Origin of the sequence: Nonomuraea wenchangensis (assembly GCF_900111685.1) — a bacterium.
GTDB classification, from domain to species: Bacteria; Actinomycetota; Actinomycetes; order Streptosporangiales; family Streptosporangiaceae; genus Nonomuraea; species Nonomuraea wenchangensis.
Map to the genome: position 1 here is coordinate 33,609 of NZ_FOHX01000029.1, position 25,272 is coordinate 58,880.

22 protein-coding genes and 1 pseudogene are annotated in these 25,272 nt (G+C 70.3%); 19 read left to right on the forward strand and 4 right to left on the reverse strand.

Annotated features, from left to right (window positions below):
- Window positions 1-647 precede the first annotated feature (647 nt).
- Both BMW85_RS46905 and BMW85_RS46910 read left to right on the forward strand, forming a co-directional pair.
- Entirely contained in the window at window positions 648-1,679 is a 1,032-nt protein-coding gene (locus BMW85_RS46905) for a YVTN family beta-propeller repeat protein (RefSeq protein WP_218156248.1), read from the forward strand.
- Between the two features lie 122 nt (window positions 1,680-1,801).
- The gene (locus BMW85_RS46910) at window positions 1,802-2,419 is read left to right on the forward strand and encodes a polysaccharide deacetylase family protein (RefSeq protein WP_218156249.1); all 618 of its coding nucleotides are present in this window, start codon (window positions 1,802-1,804) and stop codon (window positions 2,417-2,419) included.
- A gap of 281 nt (window positions 2,420-2,700) precedes the next feature.
- On the opposite strand, the gene BMW85_RS52260 is transcribed toward BMW85_RS46910, so the two are convergent.
- Window positions 2,701-2,832 carry a hypothetical protein gene (locus BMW85_RS52260; protein ID WP_281249706.1) on the reverse strand — a complete coding sequence of 44 codons (132 nt, stop codon included), beginning with the start codon at window positions 2,830-2,832 and terminating at the stop codon, window positions 2,701-2,703.
- A gap of 8 nt (window positions 2,833-2,840) precedes the next feature.
- Complete coding sequence (locus BMW85_RS46915) at window positions 2,841-3,233, reverse strand: DUF2267 domain-containing protein (protein ID WP_218156250.1); 393 nt, start codon at window positions 3,231-3,233, stop codon at window positions 2,841-2,843.
- A 206-nt stretch (window positions 3,234-3,439) separates the two neighbouring features.
- Between BMW85_RS46915 and BMW85_RS46920 the strand changes: the two genes are divergently transcribed.
- The 10 genes from BMW85_RS46920 to BMW85_RS46965 all read left to right on the forward strand — a co-directional run bounded on the left by BMW85_RS46920 (window position 3,440) and on the right by BMW85_RS46965 (window position 15,552).
- Window positions 3,440-6,013: an AAA family ATPase gene (locus BMW85_RS46920; protein ID WP_177241255.1), complete on the forward strand. Its 2,574-nt coding sequence runs from the start codon at window positions 3,440-3,442 to the stop codon at window positions 6,011-6,013.
- 175 nt (window positions 6,014-6,188) lie between these two features.
- Window positions 6,189-6,662 carry a YflT domain-containing protein gene (locus BMW85_RS46925; RefSeq protein WP_218156251.1) on the forward strand — a complete coding sequence of 158 codons (474 nt, stop codon included), beginning with the start codon at window positions 6,189-6,191 and terminating at the stop codon, window positions 6,660-6,662.
- Between the two features lie 32 nt (window positions 6,663-6,694).
- On the forward strand, window positions 6,695-8,590 hold the full coding sequence (gene dnaK / locus BMW85_RS46930) for a molecular chaperone DnaK (RefSeq protein WP_091094255.1): 1,896 nt from the start codon (window positions 6,695-6,697) through the stop codon (window positions 8,588-8,590).
- A gap of 1 nt (window position 8,591) precedes the next feature.
- Window positions 8,592-9,128, forward strand: a complete 537-nt coding sequence (locus tag BMW85_RS46935) for a nucleotide exchange factor GrpE (RefSeq protein WP_177241256.1) — start codon at window positions 8,592-8,594, stop codon at window positions 9,126-9,128.
- A complete protein-coding gene (locus BMW85_RS46940) occupies window positions 9,128-10,087 on the forward strand; it encodes a DnaJ C-terminal domain-containing protein (RefSeq protein WP_091094256.1) in 960 nt (319 codons plus the stop codon). The genes BMW85_RS46935 and BMW85_RS46940 overlap by 1 nt, the downstream gene beginning before the upstream one ends.
- Window positions 10,084-10,386 carry a chaperone modulator CbpM gene (locus BMW85_RS46945; protein ID WP_091094257.1) on the forward strand — a complete coding sequence of 101 codons (303 nt, stop codon included), beginning with the start codon at window positions 10,084-10,086 and terminating at the stop codon, window positions 10,384-10,386. The genes BMW85_RS46940 and BMW85_RS46945 overlap by 4 nt, the downstream gene beginning before the upstream one ends.
- 16 nt (window positions 10,387-10,402) lie before the next feature.
- Window positions 10,403-13,006 (forward strand): ATP-dependent chaperone ClpB, encoded by a 2,604-nt coding sequence (clpB, locus tag BMW85_RS46950; protein ID WP_218156254.1) that lies wholly within the window; start codon window positions 10,403-10,405, stop codon window positions 13,004-13,006.
- 1 nt (window position 13,007) lies between these two features.
- Window positions 13,008-13,436, forward strand: coding sequence for a thioredoxin (gene trxA, locus BMW85_RS46955; protein ID WP_091094259.1), 429 nt, complete (start codon window positions 13,008-13,010; stop codon window positions 13,434-13,436).
- Window positions 13,433-15,097 (forward strand): FAD-dependent oxidoreductase, encoded by a 1,665-nt coding sequence (locus BMW85_RS46960; RefSeq protein WP_218156252.1) that lies wholly within the window; start codon window positions 13,433-13,435, stop codon window positions 15,095-15,097. The genes trxA and BMW85_RS46960 overlap by 4 nt, the downstream gene beginning before the upstream one ends.
- Before the next feature lie 5 nt (window positions 15,098-15,102).
- Window positions 15,103-15,552, forward strand: coding sequence for a DUF1931 family protein (locus BMW85_RS46965; RefSeq protein WP_091094269.1), 450 nt, complete (start codon window positions 15,103-15,105; stop codon window positions 15,550-15,552).
- A 139-nt stretch (window positions 15,553-15,691) separates the two neighbouring features.
- Here the strand turns inward: BMW85_RS46965 and BMW85_RS46970 are convergent, their stop codons facing one another.
- The gene (locus tag BMW85_RS46970) at window positions 15,692-16,801 is read right to left on the reverse strand and encodes a hypothetical protein (RefSeq protein WP_091094261.1); all 1,110 of its coding nucleotides are present in this window, start codon (window positions 16,799-16,801) and stop codon (window positions 15,692-15,694) included.
- 294 nt (window positions 16,802-17,095) lie between these two features.
- Between BMW85_RS46970 and BMW85_RS46975 the strand changes: the two genes are divergently transcribed.
- The 6 genes from BMW85_RS46975 to BMW85_RS47005 all read left to right on the forward strand — a co-directional run bounded on the left by BMW85_RS46975 (window position 17,096) and on the right by BMW85_RS47005 (window position 24,375).
- Window positions 17,096-18,250 carry a glutathione-independent formaldehyde dehydrogenase gene (locus BMW85_RS46975; RefSeq protein ID WP_091094262.1) on the forward strand — a complete coding sequence of 385 codons (1,155 nt, stop codon included), beginning with the start codon at window positions 17,096-17,098 and terminating at the stop codon, window positions 18,248-18,250.
- Between the two features lies 1 nt (window position 18,251).
- Window positions 18,252-18,815, forward strand: a complete 564-nt coding sequence (locus BMW85_RS46980) for a type 1 glutamine amidotransferase domain-containing protein (RefSeq protein ID WP_091094263.1) — start codon at window positions 18,252-18,254, stop codon at window positions 18,813-18,815.
- A 78-nt stretch (window positions 18,816-18,893) separates the two neighbouring features.
- Complete coding sequence (locus tag BMW85_RS52750; protein WP_393185603.1) at window positions 18,894-19,067, forward strand: transcriptional regulator; 174 nt, start codon at window positions 18,894-18,896, stop codon at window positions 19,065-19,067.
- Window positions 19,068-19,143: 76 nt separating this feature from the next.
- The gene (locus tag BMW85_RS46990; RefSeq protein WP_281249707.1) at window positions 19,144-19,878 is read left to right on the forward strand and encodes a serine hydrolase domain-containing protein; all 735 of its coding nucleotides are present in this window, start codon (window positions 19,144-19,146) and stop codon (window positions 19,876-19,878) included.
- A 276-nt stretch (window positions 19,879-20,154) separates the two neighbouring features.
- Window positions 20,155-20,889: a Rossmann-fold NAD(P)-binding domain-containing protein gene (locus BMW85_RS46995; RefSeq protein WP_245775483.1), complete on the forward strand. Its 735-nt coding sequence runs from the start codon at window positions 20,155-20,157 to the stop codon at window positions 20,887-20,889.
- Between the two features lie 264 nt (window positions 20,890-21,153).
- Window positions 21,154-24,375, forward strand: coding sequence for a glycosyl hydrolase family 95 catalytic domain-containing protein (locus tag BMW85_RS47005; protein WP_091094265.1), 3,222 nt, complete (start codon window positions 21,154-21,156; stop codon window positions 24,373-24,375).
- 257 nt (window positions 24,376-24,632) lie between these two features.
- Here the strand turns inward: BMW85_RS47005 and BMW85_RS47010 are convergent, their stop codons facing one another.
- A complete protein-coding gene (locus BMW85_RS47010) occupies window positions 24,633-25,016 on the reverse strand; it encodes a MerR family transcriptional regulator (RefSeq protein ID WP_091094270.1) in 384 nt (127 codons plus the stop codon).
- Between the two features lie 59 nt (window positions 25,017-25,075).
- On the opposite strand from BMW85_RS47010, the pseudogene BMW85_RS47015 reads away from it, so the two are divergent.
- A pseudogene (locus tag BMW85_RS47015) lies at window positions 25,076-25,272 on the forward strand (short-chain dehydrogenase); the annotation flags it as partial.

The window sequence follows — 25,272 nt, forward strand, 5'->3', positions numbered from 1 at the left end:
TCACCAAGATCCCGTCCATGGAGATCGGCCCACTCACGGCCGGCATCGCCGGCACCGGCACGGCGCCCGCCGCGATCGGCACCGCCCCCCACCATGTCTTCCGACCGCGAGTAATGCGCCGGCCCGCGGTAGAGGAAGCCACACCGTACATGAGCACAATGAACCCCGCCGCAGCGGTGAAGGAGGCGACCACTCAGGCGATCATCACGGAGACCGCGACGAGATGGGCGGCCGCCCGCACGCAGGCGGTCGGGACGGCCCGTCCATGTCCGAGCCGGCCGGGCCAGGGAGGCTCATCACGCCCCGTTCAACGACGGCGGCGGCTGCTGGGACCGCTCTTCTTATGCGGCCCCACCTTGGCGAGAGGGGGCGAACAGCTGCAGCCCTGTTCGCGAAGCGGTGGCGGCGCTTGACCTGCAACGAGGCGATACGCGCCGGTCGTACTCGCCGGCACATTCATGCGCGGATGGTAACCAGGCAAAGGTCAGTGTTCCGTTAACCGCGCCTCATCCCCGCGCTCATCTTAGGCTCCCTAATCTGAGCCGATGCGGCTGCTTGTGGTAATGGTCATTGTGCTCGCGGGTGTGGCCTCCTGCAGCACGACGTCGGGCCCCTCGGCGGTTCCGACCATCCCCGCGAAGCCTCCCTTGAGGGCGCACGACTCTCTAGCGCCTTCCGCCGCCGCGCTGGACGTCTACGCCCACGATCGTCCCGGCCTGCTGAGCCCAGGGGTGGCGCACGTTCCCGCGCGGGTGTACGTGCCCAACAGCCAGGACAACACCGTAGACGTGATCGACCCGGCCACGTACAAGATCATCAAAACGTATCGGGTCGGCAGGCGCCCCCAGCACGTCGTCCCCTCCTGGGACCTGAAGACCTTGTGGGTCAACAACAACGACGGCAACACACTGACTCCGATCGACACGGCCACCGGCGAACCAGGCAAACCGGTTCACGTCGAAGACCCGTACAACCTGTACTTCAGCCCCGATGGCTCGTACGCGCTGGTGATGGCCGAACGGCTCAACCGGCTGGACTTCCGCGACCCGCACACGATGAGACTCGACCACTCCCTGGAGTTGCCCTGCAAAGGCGTGAACCACGGCGACTTCACCGCCGACGGCAGCGTCTTCCTGGTCAGCTGCGAATTCTCCGGCCAGCTGCTGGCCATCGACTGGCGAGCCGCGAAAGTTGTCAAGATCATCGACGTGGGAGCGGCGAACATGCCGCAGGACGTGAAGCTCTCCCCTGACGGCACCCTGTTCTATTGCGCGGACATGGCCGCGGGCGGGCTGTGGCTCGTGGACGCCCGCACCCTGGCCAAGGTCGGCTTCCTGCGCACGGGCAAGGGGGCGCACGGCCTGTACGTCAGCCGCGACTCCCGCGTCCTGTACGTGTCCAACCGGGGCGAGGGATCGGTCTCCGTGGTCTCCTTCGCCACCCGCAAGAAGATCGCCAAGTGGCGGCTCCCCGGCGGCGGGTCACCCGACATGGGCGGCGTCTCGGCCGACGGCAGGCAGCTTTGGCTGAGCGGCCGCTACCACAGGGCCGTCTACGTGATCTCCACCTCGACCGGCAAGCTCCTTCGCAAGATCAAGGTGGGCGCCGGGCCGCACGGCCTGTGCGTCTACCCCCAGCCAGGACGCTACTCCCTGGGCCACACCGGAGTGTTCCGATGATCGGACGACGCCGTTTCCTGGCCGCCGCCGGCGCACTGACCGCTTCTGCCTGTGCACCCCCACCACCACCATCCCGCAGCGCGGCCCCGGTAGGCACGGCAACACCGACTCCCTCCCCCTCGGTGGCGGCGACATCGCGGCGGCTGCCGCAGGAGGTCGTCCACGGTTCCCGCAGCCGTCCCCTGGTGGCGCTGACCTTCCACGGTGCCGGAGCACCCCGGCTGGCCGAGCAGGTCCTGACCACGATCGAGCGGGAGGAAGCACACGCGACGGTCCTGGCCGTCGGCACCTGGCTGACCCCGTCGATCGCCGACCGCGTCGCCGGCGCCGGACACGACCTGGGCAATCACACCATGCACCACCTCGATATCTCGGCGATGAACGCCCACGACGCCGACCGGGAGATCCGGGAGTGCGCGGCCCGCCTGCACCACCTGACCGGATCCATCGGCTCCTGGTTCCGCCCCTCCGCCAGCGCGCACGCCACCCCGCTGGTCCGCGCACTCGCGACTCGGGCGGGTTACCCCACATGCCTGTCCTACGACGTCGACTCGCTCGACTACACAGACCCCGGCGCGGCGGCGATCACCAGCAACATCCTGCACGCCGTACAGCCCGGCTCCATCGTGAGCCTGCACCTGGGCCACCCCGATACCCTGACCGCTCTGCCGCGTGTTCTGGACGGCCTGCGCCGGCGCGGCCTCAACGCGGTCACCGTCAGCCAGTTGCTGGCGGACTGACCCCCCGCGAGCAGATTCCCCGGGCCAGTGAAGGCCGGCCGGTAAAGCTGGACCCACCCGCCGCCGCCAGCGGCACTTCCGCAGCCAGCGGCCGCATCCGCTCCGACCGAGCGAAAATCCGTGAAGCGCTCGAGATCGGGCTACCCGACGGACCACTCACCGTTCCGGGCCCTTTCCTGTGCGACCCCACCATCGACGGCCTGGACCGAGGGTGCGCAGGTTCCGGTGGCCGGACAGGATCACGTGCATGGAAGCCGAGCAGCCGTCCTCGCCCAAGTGGGTCAGCCGGGAGTGGCGCAGTTGGTGGAGGGTGTAGCCGGCGAGCAGCGGCGCTCGATCAGCGCGGGCAGGTCGGTCATGCTCCACCGGGCGGCGGCCCAGGCCCCGTAGGTGTGTCGCTGATCGGGGATCAAGCCGGCGATCAGGGCAAGATCGAGGCCAGGTCCTTCGGCACGGTGGACTTCACGTCCTCCCACTCGCCGTCGCTGATGTGCTTCCTGAGCGCGTGCAAAACCTTCTTGACCAGATCCTCCTCGCTCTCCTGGAGCTCGAAGGCCAGTTCGCAGGAGACGCGGTCGAGGAACTCCTTGCGATGGGCCTTGACCGGCACGGTGCTCGGTCGCCAGCCGTCGTAGTAGACCCCGCGGATCAGCAACGGCAACTGGGCGGCGAGCTGGGCGCTCTCGTCCACGGTCAGCCGGTCGCGCAGCGCGTGCAGCACGGCGCGCAAGGCGGCGTATGACTGGTTGCGGCGCTCAGACGTCCAGCCGTGCGCCTCCTCGATCTCCCGCAGCACGCGGTTCGTCTTGTCCACCGTACGATTTAACGGCGCATAACCGGTTTCCGCCATCTCCTTCACCCCTTCCCTACCTCGGCGGGCATGCCTCTGTTCGAGCTTCGGAGGGCGGGCGTGGGGTCACATCCCCCAGCCGGGTAGTCGTCCCGGCTCAGGAGCGAAAGATCTTGTCGGGCATGGGATTCTCCGTTTCCTGTCGTGGCAGGCGCTCCGTGGGAGGAATCATGCGGGGACGCGATCGGGAATGGCGTCTCGTCGATGGCCTGCTGCAGAAGTTGCGGGGAGGTGGGGGCGGGACGTTGCTGGTGGACGGCGAGCCGGGGTCGGGGAAGAGCCGGCTGCTGGCCGAAGCCGTCGCCGAGGCGTCCGAACGCGGGGTCGGGGTCGTGCAGGGCAGGGTGGAGGAGCTGGGCGAGCTCGCTCCGTGCAGCATGTTGCTGAAGGCCCTCGGCCTGCGGTCCGAGCCGGAAGGCGGCGACGGCTCCACCCGCTCCGGCCCGCTGGTCCTGGAGCGGTTGCGGGTGGGCCTCGAGCGGCTGGCCACGGGGCCTGTGCTGGTCGTGCTCGACGACTTGCAGCGGGCGGACCCGGCGACGCTGAGGATGGTGCACACTCTGCATGTCCTGCTGGCCGACCGGCCCATCAGCTGGCTGATGTCCCGCTCGACCGCGCCGATCGCGTGCCAGGCCGTGTCGCTGTTCGACGTCCTGGAGCGAGAGGGGGCCGAGAGGGTGACGCTCGCGCCGTTGTCACCGGCCGCGGTCGCCGCGCTGACGGCGGACATTCTCGGGAGGCCGTCCGACCCCGCGACGCGGACGCTGGTGGCGGGAGCCGGCGGCAATCCGCTGCTGATCACCGAGCTGATCGTGGGGCTGCGCGATGAGGGACTGCTGCGGGACGCAGTGCGTGCCCGCGCGCCCGGTCGGCTGCGGATCGTGGTGCGGGGCTGGATCGACACCCTGAGCGCGAAGGCCAGGAGCCTGGTGGAGACGATCGCGGTGCTCGGCCGCTCGTTGTCGCTGGAGCACGCCGCGTCGCTGCTCGACACCACGCCGGCCGCGCTGCTTGCCGTCACGGAGGAGGCTACGGCGGCGGGCATCCTGATCGTGACCGAAAACGGTCTGGCCTTCCGTCACGAACTGGTCGCAGGCATCGTGGCCGCGGGCATCCCTCCATCGGTGCGGCAGTCCCTGCTCGACCAGTCCGGTGTGTTCTCATGGGCTCCGAGAGGGTGGGGCCTGCTCACCGGCCCGGCCTCTATCGGCATAGACACGGCGATCGCCAGCGGGCGGCTGCACGAGGCCGAGCAGATGGCACGGAGCCGCCTCGCCGAGCACGGCTCCGTGCACGGTTCGGCCGAACTGCGCTGCCTGCTGGCGGACACGATGTACCTGACGGGCAGGGGAGACGAAGCGATCCACGAGGCCGAGAAGGTGCTGGTGGTCCCGGGTCTGCCCGGCCATCTACGCGAGAGGGCGACCCTGGTCCAGCTGTACGCTACGGCGCGCCTGCGGGACGACGGCACCGCGCGGGCGTACGCGCAGGAGGTCATCGACGGGAAGGGCCGCTACGGTCCCGCGGTCAGGAGCGCCGCGCTGGTTGCCCTGGCCACCGCGGAGCGGCACGAGGGCAGGCTTTCCAGCGCGCTGGCCATGGCGGAGAGCGCCGGCCGGCCGGCCGGGGCCGGTCCTCCCAAGGAACGCCGCTACGAGGCCTGCCTGATCGCGGTCGGCGTGCTCGTCGACGTCCAGCGGCTGGACGAGGCGCGGGCAATGCTGCGCCAGGCGCGTAAGGACATGTTCGGCCACGGTCATCTGGCCTGGGCCGCGGACGCCTCGGCGCTGGAGGCCCGCCTGGAACTGCTCGCGGGCCGTTTCGACGACGCGGTCACCGAGGCGAGGCGGGCCCTGGACCTGGCAGGCGCGCTCGACACGCCGCTGTCGGTCGCGGCGGCCTGCGCGGTGCTTGCCGCCGTAGCGCTGCGGCGCGGCGACCTGCAGGGAGCGGCGCATCATCTCGGGGAACAGCCCGGGGGAACGCCCGAGGCACGCTTGCGGCACGCCCTGCTGGCCGCGCAGGTCGCGGAGGCCCGCGACGGGCCGCGCAGTGCGATGAGCCTGCTCGCCGAGTTGCCCGGCCCGCTGATGCTCACCATCGAGCCTGCGGCCGGCCCGTGGATGGCCCGGGTCGCCCTGGACGCGGAGGACCGGGCGGCGGCCGAGTTCGTGGTCGCCGCCGCGGAGGCACTCGGCGGGGCCAACCATGAGTTTCCGGCGTTGGGCGCCGCCGCCGCGCATGCCCGGGGCCTGCTCGAGAGGGATTGCGACGCCCTCGCCCTGGCCGCCGGGCGGGCCGAGGACGTGTGGGCGCGAGCCTCCGCCGAGGAGGACCTCGGCAAGGTGCTCGCCGCCGAAGGCCGGCGCGTGGAGGCCACACAGAGGTTGGAGCGCGCCCTGGGCACCTACGACGACATCGGCTCAGTGAGGGACGCCGCGCGCGTCCGCTGGAGGCTGCGCGGCATGGGGGTGCGCCACCGGCACTGGAGCTACGCCGAACGGCCGGTCTCCGGTTGGGACAGCCTGACCGAGACCGAGCACGCTGTCTCGTCGCTCGCGGCGGACGGCTGGACCAACCCGCAGATCGCCGAACAGATGTTCATCAGCGTGCACACGGTCGCGTTCCACCTGAGGCAGGTCTTCCGCAAGCTGGGCATCAGGTCCCGGGTCGAGCTCGCGCGGCTCGCGGCGGAGCAGACACGGGATGGCTTCGACCCACCGCCCGGCGGGAAGCACGCCTGAACCGCGCCGGCACGGGGCCGCGGCGATGACTACCCACCTGGGGGATGTGGCCCCGAAGAGCGTGCGAAAGCCTGGAAGGAATGGAGCGTCATCACCGTGCCCAAGGCGCAGGCCGCCGGGCCCGGCCCATCGTGGTCTCAGGGGGTCCCGGCCTGAGGAGGTAAGGAGGAGCGCCGTGTCCGTCGCGCCGTCCGGCCCCATCATGACCGACCGCGAACCGATCGGAAGTTACGGCAGCTACGAGGAGGCGCAAAAGGTCGTCGACTACCTGTCCGATCACGGGTTCCCCGTAGGCGGCACACTCATCGTCGGCACCGGCCTGCACTCGCTGGAGCGGGTCATCGCGCGCATGACCCATCTGCGGGCAGCCGGGTGGGGTGCGGCGGGCGGAGCCTGGTTCGGGTTCCTCATCGGCCTGTTCCTGGCGATCTTCTCCACCACCGTCGCAGCCGGGTTGCCCCTGATGTTGTGGGGGCTGCTATGGGGCGCGGTGGCAGGAGCGGTCTTCGGCCTGATCTCACACGCGATGCTGCGCGGTCAGCGGGACTTCGTCTCCGAAAGCACCCTCGTCGCTGACAAGTACGAGGTCCTCGTCGAGTCAGAGCAGGCGGCCAAAGCCCATGAACTGCTCCGAGGAATGACCAGATAGAGCCCGAAAAGGAGTACGAGGGGGAGCGAGAAATGGCGAAGGCAGTCGGCATCGATCTCGGTACCACCAACTCGGTGATCGCCGCCACGGTGGACGGCCACCCCACGGTGATACCCAACGCTGAAGGCTCCCGGACGACACCGTCCGTGGTGGCGTTCACCGATCAGGGCGAACGGCTGGTCGGCCAGCTGGCCCGCCGCCAGGCCATCCTCAACCCGAAAGGAACGATCTATTCCGCCAAACGTTTCATCGGCCGCCGCTACGACGAGATCCAGAGCGAGCAGCACGCCGTCTCCTTCGACGTTGTGGAGGGGCCCCAGGGAGCCGTGCGCTTCCAGGTCGGTGACAAGCAGTACGCGCCGGAGGAGGTCTCTGCGCTGGTGCTGCGCAAGCTGGCCGCGGACGCGGCGAAGTACCTCGGCGAGAAGGTGACCGAGGCGGTCATCACCGTCCCGGCGTACTTCAACGACGCCCAGCGCCAGGCGACCAAGGACGCGGGCCGCATCGCGGGGCTCGAGGTCCTGCGGATCATCAACGAGCCGACGGCGGCGGCGCTCGCGTACGGGCTGGACAAGAAGGCCAACGAGACCGTGCTGGTCTTCGACCTGGGCGGTGGCACCTTCGACGTCAGCATCCTGGACATCGGCGAAGGCGTGGTCGAGGTCCGCGCCACCTCCGGGGACGGACATCTCGGCGGTGACGACTTCGACCGCCGGATCGTCGACCACCTGGCCGACGAGTTCCAGCGGGACCAGGGCATCGACCTGCGCAACGACCCGCAGGCCCTGCAGCGCCTGTTCGAGGCGGCGGAGAAGGCCAAGGTCGAGCTCTCCGAAGTCACCCAGACCACGATCAGCCTGCCGTTCGTCACGGCGGACGCCTCGGGGCCGAAGCACCTCAACACCACGCTCATGCGCTCCACGTTCGAGCAGATCACCGCCGATCTGGTCCAGCGCTGCGTCCATCCCGTCGAGCAGGCGATGGAGGACGCCAAGCTCAGGCCCGCGGACATCGACGAGGTGATTCTCGTCGGGGGGTCGACCCGGATACCCGCCGTGCAGAATCTCGTGCGCCGGCTGACCGACGGCAAGGACCCCAACATGACGGTGAACCCGGACGAGGTCGTCGCCATCGGCGCGGCGGTCCAGGCCGCGATCATCAAGGGTGAGGTGCAGGACGTCGTCCTGCTCGACGTCACGCCTCTGTCGCTGGGCGTGGAGACCCTCGGCGGCCTGATGACCAAGGTCATCGAGCGCAACACGACGATCCCGGCGCGCCGCACCGAGGTCTTCAGCACCGCCGAGGACAACCAGAACGCCGTCGACATCGTCATCCTGCAAGGGGAGCGGGAGCGCGCCGCCGACAACCGGGTGCTCGGGCGCTTCCGGCTGGAGAACATCCGGCCGGCGCCGCGGGGAGTGCCGCAGATCGAGGTCACCTTCGACATCGACGCCAACGGCATACTCAACGTCTCCGCCCGGGACAAGGACACCGGTGCCGAGCAGCGGATCACCATCAGCGAGAGCTCCAACCTGGACAAGCAGGAGATCGAGCGGATGGTCGCCGACGCCGAGCAGCACCGTACGGAGGATCTCAGGCTCCGGGAGGCCATCGACGCGCGCAACGAGCTGGACTCGGTCGCCTACCAGGTGGAACGCCGTCTGGAGGAGCTCGGCGATGCCGTACCCGTGCACGAGAAGGCGCGGGCGGAGCAGCTCGTTCAGGACGCCAGGCAGGCGATCAAGGAAGAGGCGCCGGTGGACCGGCTGCGCGCGCTCAGCGGAGAGCTGCAGCAGATCTATCACGGACTCGGGGCCGCCGCGGGCGGCGGGCCGAGCGTGCCGCCGCAGGCCAGGACGGAGCACGCTCCCGCCGACAGTGACGAGGACGTGATAGACGCCGAATTCACCACCTCGGAGCCCAAGTGACATGAACGAGCACAGATCCGACACCCAGGACCAGGCCGGCATGCCCACCACGCGGAGCGAAGAGGCACTCGCGGAAGAAGCGGCGCCGACGGAGACTGACGCGAAGCTGGGGGAGCTGGAGGATCGGTGGCTGCGGTCGGTCGCGGAGCTGGACAACGTGCGCAAGCGCATCGCACGCGACGCCGAGCGGATCAGGGCCGAGGAAAGGTCCAAGGTGGCGGCCGAGTGGTTGCCCGTCCTGGACAACCTGGAGCTCGCGCTGAGCCACGCAGCCCGTGGTGACGGTGGCGGGGACGCCGTGCTTGAAGGGGTACGAGCGGTACGGGACCAGGCGGTCACCCTGCTCGGCAAGCTCGGCTACCCCCGTCACGACGAGACCGGTGTGCCCTTCGACCCCGCCCGCCACGAGGCGGTGACGACAGTCGAACGCGAAGGCGTCGATCCGGGCACCGTGGTGGAGGTGCTCAGGCCCGGCTACGGCGACGGCGAACGGCAGCTCAGGCCGGCGATCGTGGCCGTCGCGAAGAAGGTGGAGTGATGGCCGAACGCCGGGACTTTTACGAGGTGCTCGGCGTCGACCGGAACGCCGACGCCGACGAGATCCAGCGGGCCTACCGCAAGCTCGTGCGCGCCCACCACCCCGACGTCAACAAGGATCCCGGCGCCGAGGACAGGTTCAAGGAGATCTCGGAGGCCTACAGTGTGCTCTCCGACCCCGAGACGCGTCGCCGCTACGACGCGTTCGGACACGATTTCCGCCAGGTGCCGCCCGACGTCGATCCCGCGGACTGGGCCCGCGCACGCAGCCGAGCGGGCGCGGGTGCACGGGCCGGCGCAGGGGCCGGCGCAGGGGGTGGCCGGTGGCGCGGCGCCGAGGACTTCGGCTTCGGCGCGGACGAGGGCATCGACCTGGAGGACCTGCTGGGCGGCATGTTCGGTGGCCGGAGCAGACGGCAGTGGGGACCGGTGCCCGGCGCCGACCAGGAGGCGGAGCTGACGCTGACCGTGGAGGAGGCGTACCACGGCGGACGCCGCAGCATCACGCTGTCCGGGGGCAGGCGAGTGGATGTCACGATCCCGCCCGGTGTGACGAACGGGCAGCGGATCAGGCTCGCCGGCCAGGGCGGGCACGGCAGTGAGGGAGCCCGGCCAGGTGACCTCTACCTTGTCGTGCGGATCGCCGGCCATTCCCGCTATCGCGTGGAGGGCCGCGACATCTACGCCCCGCTGCCGCTGACTCCTTGGGAGGCGGCCCTCGGCGCCACGGTCGCCGTCGACACGCCGGGCGGCGAGGCGAAGGTGAAAGTGCCGCCGGGCACATCCACAGGCCGCCGCCTGCGCCTGAAAGGCCGCGGCATGCCCCATCCGCGCGGGGTCGCGGGCGACTTCTACGCCGAGTCCCGGATCATGGTGCCGCCCAGGCTCACCGACGAGGAGCGACGCCTGTTCGAGCAGCTCGCCGCCGTCTCGCACTTCGACCCCAGGAGGCGCTCATGAGCTACGCGCTCGTTCGCCAGGTCCGGCTCGACCCCGACGCCTACGCGCGGGCCACGGGTCTGCACCCGCAGGTCGTAGGCCGGCTGGTGGCGCTCGGCCTGCTGGAGCCGGTCAGGGACGCCAGGGGGGAGCTGTGCTTCATGCCCGCCCAGGTGGCGGCGGCGGCCCGCATCCAGCGGTTGCACGAAGGACTGTCCATCAACTACGCCGCGATCGGCGTGGTGATCGACCTCCTCGACCGGATCGGGGAGCTGGAGGCCGCCCTGCGCGACCGCCCCACGACCACGCAAGGGGGCTGAAGTGGACCCGAACAGGATGACGCAGAAGTCGCAGGAAGCCCTGCACGACGCCCAGACCAAGGCCCTGCGCTTCGGCCACACCGAGGTCGACGGCGAGCACCTCCTGCTGGCCCTGCTCGACCAGCCCGAGGGGCTGGCGCCCAGGCTGCTGGAGCAGGCCGGCGCCGATCCGCGGCGCCTGCACGCCGACCTGGAGGACGAGCTGTCGCGACGGCCCAAGGTCAGCGGCCCGGGCGCCGCACCCGGCCAGGTATTCGTCACCCAGCGCCTGTCGCGGCTGCTCGACGCCGCCGACCGGGAGGCACGCCGGCTCAAGGACGAGTACGTCTCCGTCGAGCACCTGCTGCTGGCCCTCATCGAAGAGGGATCCACGACCGCGTCCGGACGTCTCATGCACGGCCAGGGCCTGAGCAGGGATCGATTCCTGGAGGCGCTCACCGCCGTGCGGGGCAATCAGCGCGTCACCTCAGCCATGCCGGAAGTGGCCTACGAGGCGCTGGAGAAGTACGGGCGCGACTTGGTCGCCGACGCCCGGGCGGACAAGCTCGATCCGGTCATCGGCCGCGACGAGGAGATCCGGCGGGTGATCCAGATCCTCTCCCGCAAGACCAAGAACAACCCTGTCCTGATCGGCGATCCCGGAGTCGGCAAGACGGCGGTCGTCGAGGGCCTGGCCCAGCGCATCGTCCGCGGCGATGTCCCCGAGGGACTGCGCGACAAGACCATCTTCAGCCTGGACATGGGCGCGCTCGTGGCCGGTGCCAAGTACCGCGGGGAGTTCGAGGAGCGCCTCAAGGCCGTACTGAACGAGGTGCGGGCGGCGGAGGGACGAATCCTGCTGTTCGTGGACGAGCTCCACACGGTGGTCGGAGCCGGGGCCACCGAGGGCGCCATGGACGCCGGCAACATGCTCAAGCCGATGCTGGCACGTGGCGAGCTGCACATGATCGGCGCGACCACGGTGGACGAATACCGCAAGCACATCGAGAAGGACGCCGCCCTGGAGCGCAGGTTCCAGCCGGTGCTGATCGACGAGCCCTCGATGGAGGACGCCATCTCGATCCTGCGCGGCCTGCGTGAACGCCTGGAGGTCTTCCACGGCGTGAAGATCCAGGACGGCGCGCTCGTCGCCGCCGTGACACTGAGCCACCGCTACGTCTCCGACCGGTTCCTGCCGGACAAGGCGATCGACCTGGTGGACGAGGCGTGCGCGATGATCCGGACGGAGATCGACTCCATGCCGGCCGAGCTGGACGCCCTGACCAGGCGGGTGATGCGGCTGGAGATCGAGGAGGCCGCGCTGGCCAAGGAGGACGACCCGGCCAGCGGGGAGCGTCTCGCCGAGCTGCGCGAGGAACTGGCGGCCGCGCGGGCCGAGGCCGAGGCGATGCGGGCACAGTGGGAAGCCGAGCGCTTCGCCCTGCGCAAGGTCCAGAGCCTGCGGCAGGAGATCGAGACCGTGCGCAGGGAGGCTGAGCAGGCCGAACGCGACTACGACCTCAACCGCGCCGCCGAACTGCGCCACGGCAAGCTGCCCGAGCTGGAGCGCCGGCTGCACGCCGAGGAGGAGCGGCTGGGCACCCGGCAGAACGGCCACCGGCTGCTGCGCGAGGTCGTGACCGAAAGGGAGATCGCGGACATCGTCTCCCGCTGGACCGGCATCCCGGTGGCCCGGCTGCAGGAGGCCGAACGGGACAAGCTGCTCAAGCTCGACCAGATCCTGCACGAGCGCGTCATCGGACAGGAGGAGGCCGTGCGGCTGGTGGCCGACGCCATCATCCGCGCCCGCTCGGGCATCAAGGACCCCAAACGTCCCATCGGGTCGTTCCTCTTCCTCGGGCCGACCGGCGTCGGCAAGACCGAGCTGGCCAGATCTCTCGCGGAGGCCCTGTTCGACACCGAGGACAACATGGTCCGCATCGACATGAGCGAGTACCAGGAACGCCACACGGTCAGCCGCCTCGTCGGCGCACCTCCCGGCTATGTCGGCTACGAGGAGGGCGGGCAGCTCACGGAGGCGGTGCGGCGCAAGCCGTACTCGGTGGTGCTCTTCGACGAGATCGAGAAGGCCCACGCGGACGTCTTCAACGCGCTGCTGCAGGTCCTGGACGACGGCCGGCTGACCGACGCGCAGGGCCGCACGGTCGACTTCCGCAACACCGTGATCATCATGACCTCGAACATCGGCTCCCAGCACCTCCTCGACGGGATCACCTCCGACGGCGAGATCAAGCCTGAGGCTCACGAAGGCGTGATGGCAGAGCTGCGCCGGCACTTCCGGCCCGAGTTCCTCAACAGGATCGACGACATCGTGCTGTTCAAGCCGCTGACCGAGGCGGAGATCGAGCGGATCGTCGAGCTGATGTTCAACGACATCAGGCAGCGGCTGGCCGACCGGCGGCTCACCCTGGAGGTCACCGAGGAGGCCCGCAAGCTCATTGCCAACCAGGGGTACGACCCGGTCTACGGCGCCCGGCCACTGCGCCGGTTCATCGCGCGCGAGGTCGAGACCAGGATCGGCCGGGCCCTGCTCACCGGAGACATCCCCGACGGCGCGACCATCGTGGTCGGCGCCGACAAGGGCGAACTGAACGTCACCTTCTACGCCCCGGAGAGCTGACATGCACACTGTGCGTTGCGCCAACTGCGGAAGGCCGAACCGGGTTCCGGACGCCGCCTCGGGAACGCCCCGCTGCGGCAACTGCCACCAGCCGCTGCCGTGGATCGCCGACGCCGGCGACGACACCTTCGCGGAGGTCGCCGAACGGGCCGACCTGCCGGTACTCGTCGACTTCTCGGCGGAATGGTGCGAGCCGTGCCGGATGGTCACGCCCGCGCTCGAACAAGTCGCCCAAGAGATGGCGGGACGTGTGAAGCTCGTCAAGATCGACGTGGACCGCTCCCCGGCCCTCTCGCAGCGCTTCACGGTCACGGGCGTCCCGGCGCTCATGATGCTCAACGAGGGCCGCGTCGTGGCGCAACGCGTCGGCGCGGCCCCGGCACCCCAGTTGCGCGAATGGGTCGAGGACACGCTGAGGACGCCGTCATGACGCGGTCGCTGGCCACCCTGCCCGAGACGCCGGACCTGTACGGGGCCTATCCCCGGCTGGATGAGCGGCGCATCGCGGACTTGTCGCGGTGCGGCGAGCGCAGGTCTGTGTCGCCCGGCGAGGTCCTCTACCGGGAGGGCGAGCCTGCCGGTGAGTTCATCGTGATCCTGCGCGGCAAGGTGGCCACGGTCGAGGGATACGGCAGCGCGGAGGAGCGGACGATGGCCGTGCACGGCCCCGGACGTTTCCTCGGCGAGCTGGGCCTGCTCACCCACCAGGTCGGGTTCCTGACCGCGGTCGTGCGGGAGGCCGGCGAAATCCTGGCCGTCCGGGCCGACCAGGTGCGCACGCTGGTGGCCGGTGACCCCGAGTTCGGGGACCTCGTCCTGCGCGCCTACCTGACCCGCCGTACCCTGCTGATCGGCATGGACGCCGGGTTCCGTATCATCGGCTCCCGCTACTCGCCCGATGCCCGCCGGCTGCGCGAGTTCGCCGCCCGTAACAGGCTTCCGCACCGATGGATCGACCTGGAGGAGGACGAGGAGGCGGAGGCGCTGCTGCGCCAGCTCAGTATCTCCCCGCAGGAGACGCCGGTCGTGATCTGGCGCGGAGACCAGGTGCTGCGCAACCCGACCGTCGCCACGCTGGCCAAGACCATCGGCCTGCCCGTGCCACGGCCCGGCGACGGCGTGTGCGACCTGATCGTCGTGGGCGCGGGCCCCGCGGGCCTGGCCGCGAGCGTGTACGCGGCCTCGGAGGGCCTGACCACGGTCGTGCTCGACGCGGTCGCCACGGGCGGCCAGGCGAGCACCTCCTCCCGCATCGAGAACTATCTTGGCTTCCCGTCGGGCATCTCGGGCGCCGAGCTCGCCGAACGCGCCGTCGTCCAGGCGGCCAAATTCGGCGCCCGGCTGACCATACCGGCCGAGGCGAGCGGGCTGGAGTCCGACAACGGCCACTACAGCGTGCTCGTCGAGGGCGGGCCCGCTGTGCAGGGCCACGCCGTGCTCATCGCCACCGGCGCTCGCTACCGCAAGCTCCACGTTCCCGACCTGGAGAAGTACGAAGGTTGTGGCGTCTACTACGCGGCGACGCCGTTCGAGCTGCGCATGTGCCGGCAGGCGCCGGTGGTCATCGTCGGCGGCGGCAACTCCGCGGGCCAGGCGGCCCTTTACCTGGCCAGGAACGCCTCGTCGGTGCGCATGCTCGTCCGCGGCGGAGATCTCAGCGAGAGCATGTCCCGCTACCTCATCGACGCGATCAGCCGGACGCCCGGCATCGAGATCATGTTCCACACCGAGGTACGCGAACTGCTCGGGGACGGCTCCCTGCGGGCCGTCCGCGCCCAGAACAACCAGACGGGGCACGCCATCGAGATCGAGACCAACGCGATGTTCGTGTTCATCGGCGCGGATCCGTACACCGGCTGGCTGGCGGGCGCCGTCGCGCTGGACGACCGGGGCTTCGTCATCACGGGAAACGGCTCGTCGCACAGGGAGGCCCTTCCCCTGGAGACCGGGCGGCCGGGCGTGTTCGCCGTGGGAGACGTTCGCAGCGGGTCGGTCAAACGGGTCGCGTCCGCGGTCGGGGAGGGCGCCATGGCCGTACGCCTGTTGCACGAAAGATTCTCCATGACAGGGCATCGACAGCAAGGACGGTGATCCAGATGCCAGTGATCGCGGTTTCCAGGTTCGAGCACTTCTTCCGCGCCGCTGCGGGACTGGACGTGGACAAGTCCGACCTCAAGCAATACAGCGACTTCATCAACCGCAAGCTGCACGACATGCTCGTCGTCGCCGAGGCCGCCGCGAAGTCGAACGGGCGCGACATCATCCAGCCCTGGGACCTGCCCATCACCAAAGGACTGCAGGAGAGCATGCACGACTTCCGGGACCTGGACGAGGAACTGGACCTGGCATCGATCCTGGCGGACCTCGCGGCACTGCCTCCGCTGGACCTGTCGCTCGGCGAAGAAGCCGAGGCCCGGCTGCCGGCCGTGGCGGGTGGACTGTCCGTGGCGCTCGCCAGGGCGATCAGAGCCATGGAGCCTGATCGCAAGAACCCGGCGAGCAAGGAGTGGACACGCACCATCCGTGTCTTCGACCTGCTGATATGACGAGACTCCTCGGGCCGTGTGTGTGGCTGCAGCCGCATTCGGGAAAGGCGTTGTCGCTCATGGAGCACCTGACCGGCGGCGCCAGCCTACCGTGCCCGTCCGGCAGTGCGGACGGGCCCTGGCCCGACCGGGGCGGAAGCTACGTGTCCTTCTCGTCCCGCCAGCCGCCGGGTTCGGGATGGTAGCCGTAAGCGGCGGCCCGCACCGTGTCCTCGTCCTCCAGGCCGGAGCCGATCGTGCCGCCGACGGTGGCCAGCGAGCTGATGATCCAGGCCAGGGTCAGGTAGTCGGTGAGGTCGACCGGCCGCTGCAGGTCCTGCTCCAGCACGGAGGTGTCGATCAGCAGCGCCGCGGCGAGTGTCGTTCCGGCGAACAGCACCACATAGGACGCCGCGGCGGCCAGGGTGAGGGTGAGGATCGTGCCCAGGTTGAACAGCCGGGCCAGCTCGGCCGGTGTGTCCCGGTCTGGTTTCTCCCACAGGTCGTGCGCGATGATCAGCCAGGTCACCAGCGCGGTCAGTCCGAGAAGCATGATCACGGTGAGGCGGAGTCCGCCGAGCGCGACACCCATCTCCCAGATGGTGTTGGTGGTGAGCGCGAACGCGGCCGTGGCGAAGGCGCCGGCCAGCAGTTTGGACAGGCCCAGCAGGGCGCGCCCCGGGCGGTTGGCCCGGACCATTCCGATCAGGAGCCGCACCCGGCCGGCCAGCCGCGAGGCGACGTAGCCCAGTTCCCCGGCATCGGCCTCGCCGACCACTCGGTGAATGGCGGCGATCTGGCCGGTCAGCTCGGCCGGCGCCCGGCCGGCCGGCGGCACCCGCTCCTCGGACGTGTCAGTGAGCAGCCGGCCCACGAGACCCGGGACGGCCGCGCGGAGCGCCCGCAGCTGACGCAGCCCCAGCGCGGGCAAGGACACCATCGCGACCCGGCGCCGGACGGACGTCTGCGCCACCAGCGGCACCCGCTCGGTGTGCAGCGGCAGGTCGGTCAGGCAGATCGCGACGTCCCACCCGGCGTCGGCGCGTCGGCGGGCGAGATCGTCGAGCAGCGCCTCGACGCCGCCGTCGCGACGCGGAGCCACTTCACCCCAGCCTGCCCGGACGATCCACCGCACGTCCGGGTCCACCCGCTCGGCGAGCAGGGCGGCCAGCTCGACGGCGAGCCGCGCGACCACCTGCGCCGGATAGTCCGGCGGGGTCGCCACGAGCCCGACGACGATCTCCGGCCGATGCTGCTCACTGTTGGCCATGGGCGCTCCTCGCCGGTAGCCGGGCGGAATCCGGGCATGGACTACCCGTAGTGGCGCGACCGATGCGTCCCGTATGAGGAGCGCGATTCGCCCGCTGATGGCGATCGGCGGCTCGGGAGCTGCGAGGATCCGCAGGCGTTCGGGGCCGTTCGCCGTTCCGAACTCTCTCTTATGTGACGATTAGTGCTCGTCTGGACACTAAACGCGGCTGGCGGTGGGTTTGGGGGGTTTTCTGGGGGTATCGGCCTGGAGTGCCGCCCATGGGGAGGGAGGCACTGCGACGGGGGGATCGTCATGAAGGCAGTGGTGTACGAGGGGCCGCGGCAGATCAGCGTGAAGGACGTGCCGGACGCGCGGATCGAGCGGCCGACCGACGTCCTGGTCCGGATCACGTCGGCGAACATCTGCGGCTCGGACCTGCACATGTACGAGGGCCGGACCGACTTCGAGCCCGGCCGCTGGTTCGGGCACGAGAACCTGGGTCAGGTGGTCGAGGTCGGCGACGGGGTGGACAACGTCCAGGTGGGCGACTGGGTCGTCGTGCCGTTCAACATCGCGTGCGGGCACTGCAAGAACTGCGAGCGTCAGCTGACGAACTACTGCCTGACCGCTCAACCTGAGCCGAACATGGCCGGCGCCGCCTACGGATTCGCCGACATGGGCCCGTACGGCGGCGGACAGGCCGAGCTGTTGCGCGTGCCCTGGGGCGACTTCAACTGCCTGCGGCTGGGCGAGGACGCCGAGCAGCGCCAGGCCGACTACGTGATGCTCGCCGACATCTTCCCGACCGGCTACCACGCCACCGAGATGGCCGGCGTGCAGCCCGGCGACCAGACGGTCATCTACGGTGCGGGCCCGGTCGGGCTGATGGCCGCCCTCTCGGCGACCATCCGAGGGGCGAGCAAGGTGATGGTCGTCGACCGGCACCCCGACCGGCTGCGGCTGGCCGAATCGATCGGCGCGATCGCCATCGACGACTCCAAGGTCGACCCGGTACAGGTCGTGCTGGACGAGACGAAGGGGCTGGGCGCGGACAACGGCTGCGAGTGCGTCGGCTATCAGGCGCACGAGCCCGACGGCCGGGAGCAGCCCAACCTGACGATGAACCGGTTGGTCGCCTCGGTGCGCTTCACCGGGAAGATCGGCTGTGTCGGCGTCTTCATCCCGCAGGACCCCGGGGCCGGCGACGAGCTGGCCAAGCAGGGCAAACTCGCCTTCGACTACGGCATGTTCTGGTTCAAGGGCCAGCACATCGGCAGCGGCCAGGCCCCGGTCAAGAAGTACAACCGGCAGCTGCGCGACCTGATCGTCGCGGGCAAGGCCGAACCGTCCTTCATCGTCAGCCACCATCTGCCCCTCGACCGCGCGCCTGAGGCGTACGAGCACTTCGACCAGCGAGACGAGGGCTGGACGAAGGTCGTCCTGCACCCGGCGATGGCGGGTGCCTGACATGGCCGGAGAGCTGAACGGACGCCGGGTCGCCATCCTCGCGGCCGACGGGGTGGAGCGAGTCGAGCTGGAGCGGCCGCGGCAGGCGCTGGACGACGCCGGCGCCCGCACCGTCGTGGTCTCCATCACCAGCGGCGAGATCCAGGCGCGTGACCATGACCTCGAAGACGCCGGCACCTTCACGGTGGACCGGCTGGTCGGCGAGGTGTCGGTCGACGACTACGAGGCGCTGCTCCTGCCGGGCGGGACGGTGAACCCGGACAAGTTGCGGATGGAACCCGCTGCGGTGCGGTTCGTCCGGGACTTCGTCCAGTCGGGCAAGCCGGTCGCGTCGATCTGCCACGGCCCGTGGAACTTCGTCGAGGCCGACGTCGCGCGGGGCCGCCGGCTGACCTCGTGGCCGAGCGTGCGCACCGACCTGCGCAACGCCGGGGCCGAGGTGGTCGACGAGCCGGTCGTCACCGACGGCAACATCACCACGAGCCGGTCGCCCGACGACTTGCCGGCCTTTTGCGAGCGCATCGTGCAGGAGTTCGCCAAAGGCCCGCAGGCCACCGCCGCTTAACGCCGGGCGCGTCGGCCCTCATCCTCCCGCTCGTCGACAGGGCGGTCCCGGAATGGCAGGCCAATTCGCGAAAGCTCCGTGGTCGGCTGCCACCTCACGGGCTGCTGTCACAGGCCGCCGCGGGCGCGATCGTGGCGCTCCGCGCTGGCCGCCGCCGGATACGTCATCGTCCGCAAGGACCAGGACAAGCGAGCGCGGCGGACGTACGTGCAGCTCACCCCGCAGGGACGCCGGCCTGCCACAATCGGTTGAGGGCGTCCCATTCGGCGTAGGCCCACTGGCCGGCCGGCCGGGACTCGTCACGGGTGAATTCGGGCCGGGGGCGATGATGCTCGACCACAGCTCCGGCATGTCGGATACCACCTACCCCGAGGCGGCGCTGTCCCAGCCGGACTCCCTGCGCCAGACCGTGGCGGACCTGCGCCCCGCCTGGTTCGCCGCCGCACCAGGCCAGCGGCACTCCTGTCACAACCCCAACTACTGGGTCGCCGCGCGGCTGGTGGAAGTGGTGAGCGGGTTGCCCTTCGCCGAATACCTCGCCCAGCAGGTGTTCGCTCCGTTGCGGATGACCTCGACCGTGACCGTCGACAGCTGGCAGGACCCGGTGCCCGGCCTCATCGACGGGCACAACCGTTTCCTCGGCCTCACCTGGCCGCGCGCGGAACCCGATCGGTTCGCCGCCGGCTCGGCCGGCATCGTGACCACCGCCTACGACCTCGCCAACTGGCTGGCCCTGCACACCTGCGGCACGGCGAGTGCGGTTCTGTCCAAGATGGGACCGCATGAGCTGCATGGACCCAGCGCCCCCGACGGCCACTACGCCTTCGGCTGGGACAATCCCGACCCCTATGGCGGGCCCCGGCAGATCACGCACCCCGGATCGTTCTTCACCTCCACGGCCACAATGGTGCTCCTGCCCAACAGCGGGTACGGCATCGCGCTGATGTCCAACAGTCGCATGCCGCTGGAGGCCGACGTCGAGGCCATCATGGAAGACCTCATCGCCCTGAACCAGGGCAAACCCGGCACGGGCCGCCCCACTCCCGCTCGCCTTCATCGCTGACCTGACCCTCCTCGCCGCCGTCGGCCTGACCGCCGCGACCGGGATCCTGGTCCTTGCCACTCGCATCCACGTTCTCCTGCGACAGCAGCATCTGAAGCTCACGAGGACATCAGGGCATCCGCAGACACACACGTCTCTGGTGGGGACGTGAGCAAGGGGACTACTGTGCCCATCGCCTGGCGACAAGGCCGCGCCCCGGCCGCCCGACGTCGGATCCGTACAAGCGCCGCCGACGGACCATCGAGGATCTGGAATACGAGGAAGTACGTCAGACAGGTGGGACGCCGGGCCGGCGTCGGCCGCATCCTCTACACCAGCCAGATGGGTGCCGCCCACGACTCCCGCTTCCAGGCGTGCCGGGACCACGCCCGTACCGAGGATCTGCTGCGCGCCACCGGCCTGCCCTGGACCGCGCTGCGCAACGGCTTCTCCGCGGCCAGCGCCCTGCAGTTCCTGGAGCCCGCTCGCCACACCGGCGACATCGCCCTGCCCGCCGACGGCCCCGTCGCCTGGACCGGTCACGACGACCTCGCCGAAGCTGCCGCCGCGATCCTCGCCGAGGAGGGCCGCTTCGAGGGGCCCACCCCGCCGCTCACCGGCGCGGCGGCACTCGACTTCGGCACCGTCGCCGAGATCGCGTCCCGGGCCACCGGACGGCCGTTCACCCGCACCGTCGTCCCCGACGCCGCCTTCCACGAGCAGGCCCTGGCGCATGGGGCCCCGGCCGCGTCCGCCGACCTGACGCTGAGCATCATCGCGGCGGCGCGGAACGGCGAGTTCACCGCCGACCATGTCAAGGACCCCTACTATCGCGACGACACCGCCCAGTTTGAAGCAGACCGGCAGCATCTGCGTCAGCTGCACCGGCCAGCGGGAGACCGGCGGCTCGGCCTTCACCCCGTCGAGCTTCTCCTCCTACCGCCTCGACGCGGCGCGAAGAGCACCGCCCCGCCCCGGCATGGATCATGCCGGGACATCCGCATGATCACACGGCCGCCGCCCGCCCGGTGAATCATCGGATCTCAAGTCATCTATGACTGGTGTGACGAGGCAATACCCCCTCAAAACCCGCCGATACATCCGATGTCAACTCTTGTTAATTGGATGTTTCGCTGCTATCTCCTTGGATCACTGCCTGTGTGATCGGAGGAATCCGTGCCCCACCCCCCGCGACGACGACGGATAGGCCCTGCCTTGATCGCCGCTTTACTGCTCGCCAGCGGACTGTCCGCGCCCGCTGCGGCAGCCGCCACAGCGGATCAGACACCCGATGACTTGACCCTCTGGTACGACAAGCCCGCCACCGACTGGGAGAGCCAGGCCCTCCCCATCGGCAACGGCCCCCTGGGAGCCACGGTGTTCGGCGGCGTCGCGACCGAGCAGCTCCAGTTCAACGAGAAGACCCTGTGGACCGGCGGCCCCGGCTCCCCCGGCTACGACTTCGGCAACTGGAGAACGCCGCGGCCTGGCGCCATCACCGAGGTCCAGCAGCAGATCGACCGCGACGGCAAGATGACGCCCAACGCCGTGGCGGCCAAGCTGGGCCAGTCCAAGACCGGCTTCGGCGCGTACCAGACGTTCGGCGACCTGTTCCTCGACTTCGCCGGCGCCCCCGCGAACCCCGCCGAGTACCGCCGCGAGCTGAGCCTGCGCGAGGCCGTGGCCCGTGTCGGCTACACCGCCGGCGGCGTGCGTCACCAGCGCGAGTACTTCGCCAGCAACCCCGGCAACGTCATCGTCGGCCGGATCTCGGCCGACCAGGGCGGCAAGGTGTCCTTCACGCTGCGGCACACCTCGCCGCGCAACGACAAGACCGTCACGGCCTCCGGCGGCAGGCTCACCATCCGGGGCCGGCTCGCCGACAACAAGATGACGTTCGAGGCCCAGGTCCAGGTGATCACGCAGGGCGGCACCCGCACCGACGCGGGCGACAAGATCACCGTCGCCGGTGCCGACAGCGCCGTGTTCGTGCTCTCGGCCGGCACCGACTACGCCGACGCCCACCCGGCCTACCGGGGCGAGGACCCGCACGCCAAGGTCACCGCCGCCGTGGACGCCGCCGCCGCCAAGAGCTACGACCAGCTCAAGGCCGCGCACGTCGCCGACTACCGCAAGCTGTTCGACCGGGTGAAGCTGAACCTCGGCGGCTCGACCCCCGCCATCCCCACCGACCGGCTGCGCAGGAACTACACCGGCGGAGCCTCGGCCGACGACCGGGCGCTGGAGGCGCTGTTCTTCGCCTACGGCCGCTACCTGCTGATCTCCTCCTCCCGGGAGAACGACGTGCTCCCCGCCAACCTGCAGGGCGTGTGGAACAACTCCACCAGCCCGCCCTGGTCGGCCGACTACCACGTCAACATCAACCTCCAGATGAACTACTGGCTCGCCGAGCAGACCAACCTCCACGAGACGACCAAGCCGTACGACCGCTACATCTCGGCCATGGTGGCGGCCGGCCGGGTGACCGCCCGGGACATGTACGGCGCGCGCGGCTGGGTGGTCAACAACGAGACCAACCCGTTCGGCTTCACCGGCGTGCACGACTGGTCCACCGCCTTCTGGTTCCCCGAGGCCGCGGCCTGGACCACCCAGCACCTGTACGACAGCTACCGCTTCACCGGCGACACGGCGTACCTGCGCGACACCGCCTACCCCGTGATCAAGGGCGCCGCCGAGTTCTGGCTCGACTTCCTGCACACCGACCCCCGCGACGGCAAGCTCGTGGTCTCACCGAGCTACTCGCCGGAGCACGGCGACTTCTCGGCCGGCGCGTCGATGTCGCAGCAGATCGTTCGCGAGGTGTTCACCAACGCCCTCGCCGCGGCCAGGAAACTGGACGTGGACAAGGACTTCCAGGCCGAGGTGAACGGCGCACTGGCCAAGCTGGACCCGGGCCTGCGCGTCGGCTCCTGGGGCCAGCTTCAGGAGTGGAAGAGCGACTGGGACGATCGCAGCGACACCCACCGGCACGTCTCCCACCTGTACGCCCTGCACCCCGGCAACCAGATCGTCCCCGGCAGCCCCGAGGCCGAGGCGGCGAAGGTCTCGCTGAGCGCGCGCGGCGACGGCGGCACCGGCTGGTCCAAGGCATGGAAGATCAACTTCTGGGCCCGGCTGCTGGACGGCGACCACGCCCACAAGATGCTCGGCGAGCAGCTCAAGGGCAGCACCCTGGACAACCTGTGGGACACCCACCCGCCGTTCCAGATCGACGGCAACTTCGGCGCCACCTCCGGCATCGCCGAGATGCTGGTGCAGAGCCAGCACGACGTGGTGCACGTGCTGCCCGCCCTGCCCTCGGCCTGGAAGAACGGCTCGGTGAGCGGCCTGCGCGCCCGCGGCGACGTCACCGTGGACGCCGCTTGGAAGGACGGCGCGCCCGACACCGTCACCCTGCACCCGGGCAGCTCCGGCCCGATCAAGGTCAAGTCGCCGTTCATCGCCGGTCGCTACCGCGTCTACGACGAGCAGGGCCACGAGATCGGCGCCCACCGCGACGGCGACACGCTGAGCTGGAACGCCCGCGCGGGCCGGACGTACACGATCCAGAACGAGGCCGCCGTCGTCCTGAGCGCGCCCGGCACCGCCACGCCGGGCACGCCGTTCGAGGCCGAGGTCACGGTCACCGCGACCCGCCGCCGCGCGGTGCCGGCCGCCGACGTGGCGCTCACCGTCCCGCGGGGCTGGACCGTCGTACCGGCCACCCGCCACCTGCCCGGCACGGCGCCAGGAAAGACCCGCACCGCCACCTTCACCCTCACCCCGGGACCGGCCGACGGCGCCCGGCAGGCCGTGCTGGCCGCCACCGTCACCGGCGACTCCTGGTCGGGCGCGGCCAGTGCCGTGCTCGCCCTGGACCCCTGTGCCCCGGCCCCGGCCGGCTCGGTCCTGGTCGCCTGGGATCCGAAGGAGGGCGGCACGGTCACCGACTCCTCCGGCAACGGCCGCCACGCCGCCGTCACCGGCGGCGCCCCGGCCTACGACCCGACCGCGCCCAGCGGCAGCGGCCTGGTGCTGGACGGGAACACCTACCTGACGACCGGCGCGACCTCGCTCGGGCTGGTCCGGGAGGCGACGTTCGCGGCGGAGGTGAAGATCGGCGGCAGCGGTTACCGCCGGCTGTTCGACTCCCAGCCGTCCGGCGACCCCGGCACCGACGGCGTGCTCATCGACGTCACCCCGGGCAACACGCTGCGCTTCATCGGCGCGGGCGCGAACGTCGGCCTCAACACCACCCTGCCGACCGGCCGCTGGATCGACCTGGTGGTCACCCTGGAGCGCACCGGCGCCATCACCGTGTACGTGGACGGCGAGCGCAAGGCGACCGGCCAGGCCACCTCCGACGGCATCACCGGCTGCACCGCCCGTCCGCTCCGCTTCGGCGCTGACCAGGGCGGCGGGCAGCGGCTGACCGGCGGCGTCGACCGGGCCGCCGTACTCGCCCGCGCGCTGACCCCCGAGGAGGTCAAGACCTGGCGGGACCTGGCCGCCAAGTAGGCTGTGCGATCTGCTGCGGGCGCGTCCGACGGCTTTGCCGCATGCGCCCGCAGCGTTCGCGCCCAGGACGCGACAGCTCCGGCACCTTGGCCGCCTCGTCGGAGGCCCGGGCGATCCCGGGGTCGCGGAAGCAGGCACGGAGAATCCAACGAATATGTCACCGGCCTGTGGTTACTCAGGTTCCCGGGACCGCTCGCCGTCGGCGGCACCTTCGACCTCGGCGCCGGGCGCACCCGTCTGACGGGGTACCACTGGCCTCACGTGGCGACGTCCCGGTCCGCGATGTACGTGCAGCCGCTGGCCGGGCTTCCCGTCGAGGCGATGACCGCGTCGAGGCGGTCACGGGTACGGGTCAACCCGGCGATCTGGGCGTCGATGCGGTCGCGTTCGGCGAACAGCCGGGCCCGGGACTCCGGAGTGCTGACCTTGGCCTCGACGCAGGGCAGCAGCTCGGCGATGGTCCGGCTGGACAGGCCGGCCGCGTAGAGCATCTGGATCAGGTCGACCCGGTCGACCACCGACTCGGGATAGTGGCGCTGCCCGGAGCCGCTCCGGTTCGCCTTCAGCAGCCCCTGCTCCTCGTAGTAGCGCAGGGCCCGCACGCTGACGCCCGTCCGCGCCGCCAGATCGCCGATCCGCACCGTGACCTCCATCACAACACTTGCCTCTGACGTCAACGTCAGGTTCTAGCGTAGGCGGCATGCAGATCAACGGAGCACATGTGCTGGTCACCGGCGCCAACCGCGGCCTGGGACGGCAGTTCGTCCTGTCCCTCATGGAGCGCGGCGCCGGCAAGGTGTACGCCACCGCCCGCCGCCCGGACCTCATCGACGTACCGGGGGCCGTCCCGCTGCGCCTCGACATCACCGATCCGGCATCGGTCGCCGCCGCCGCGGC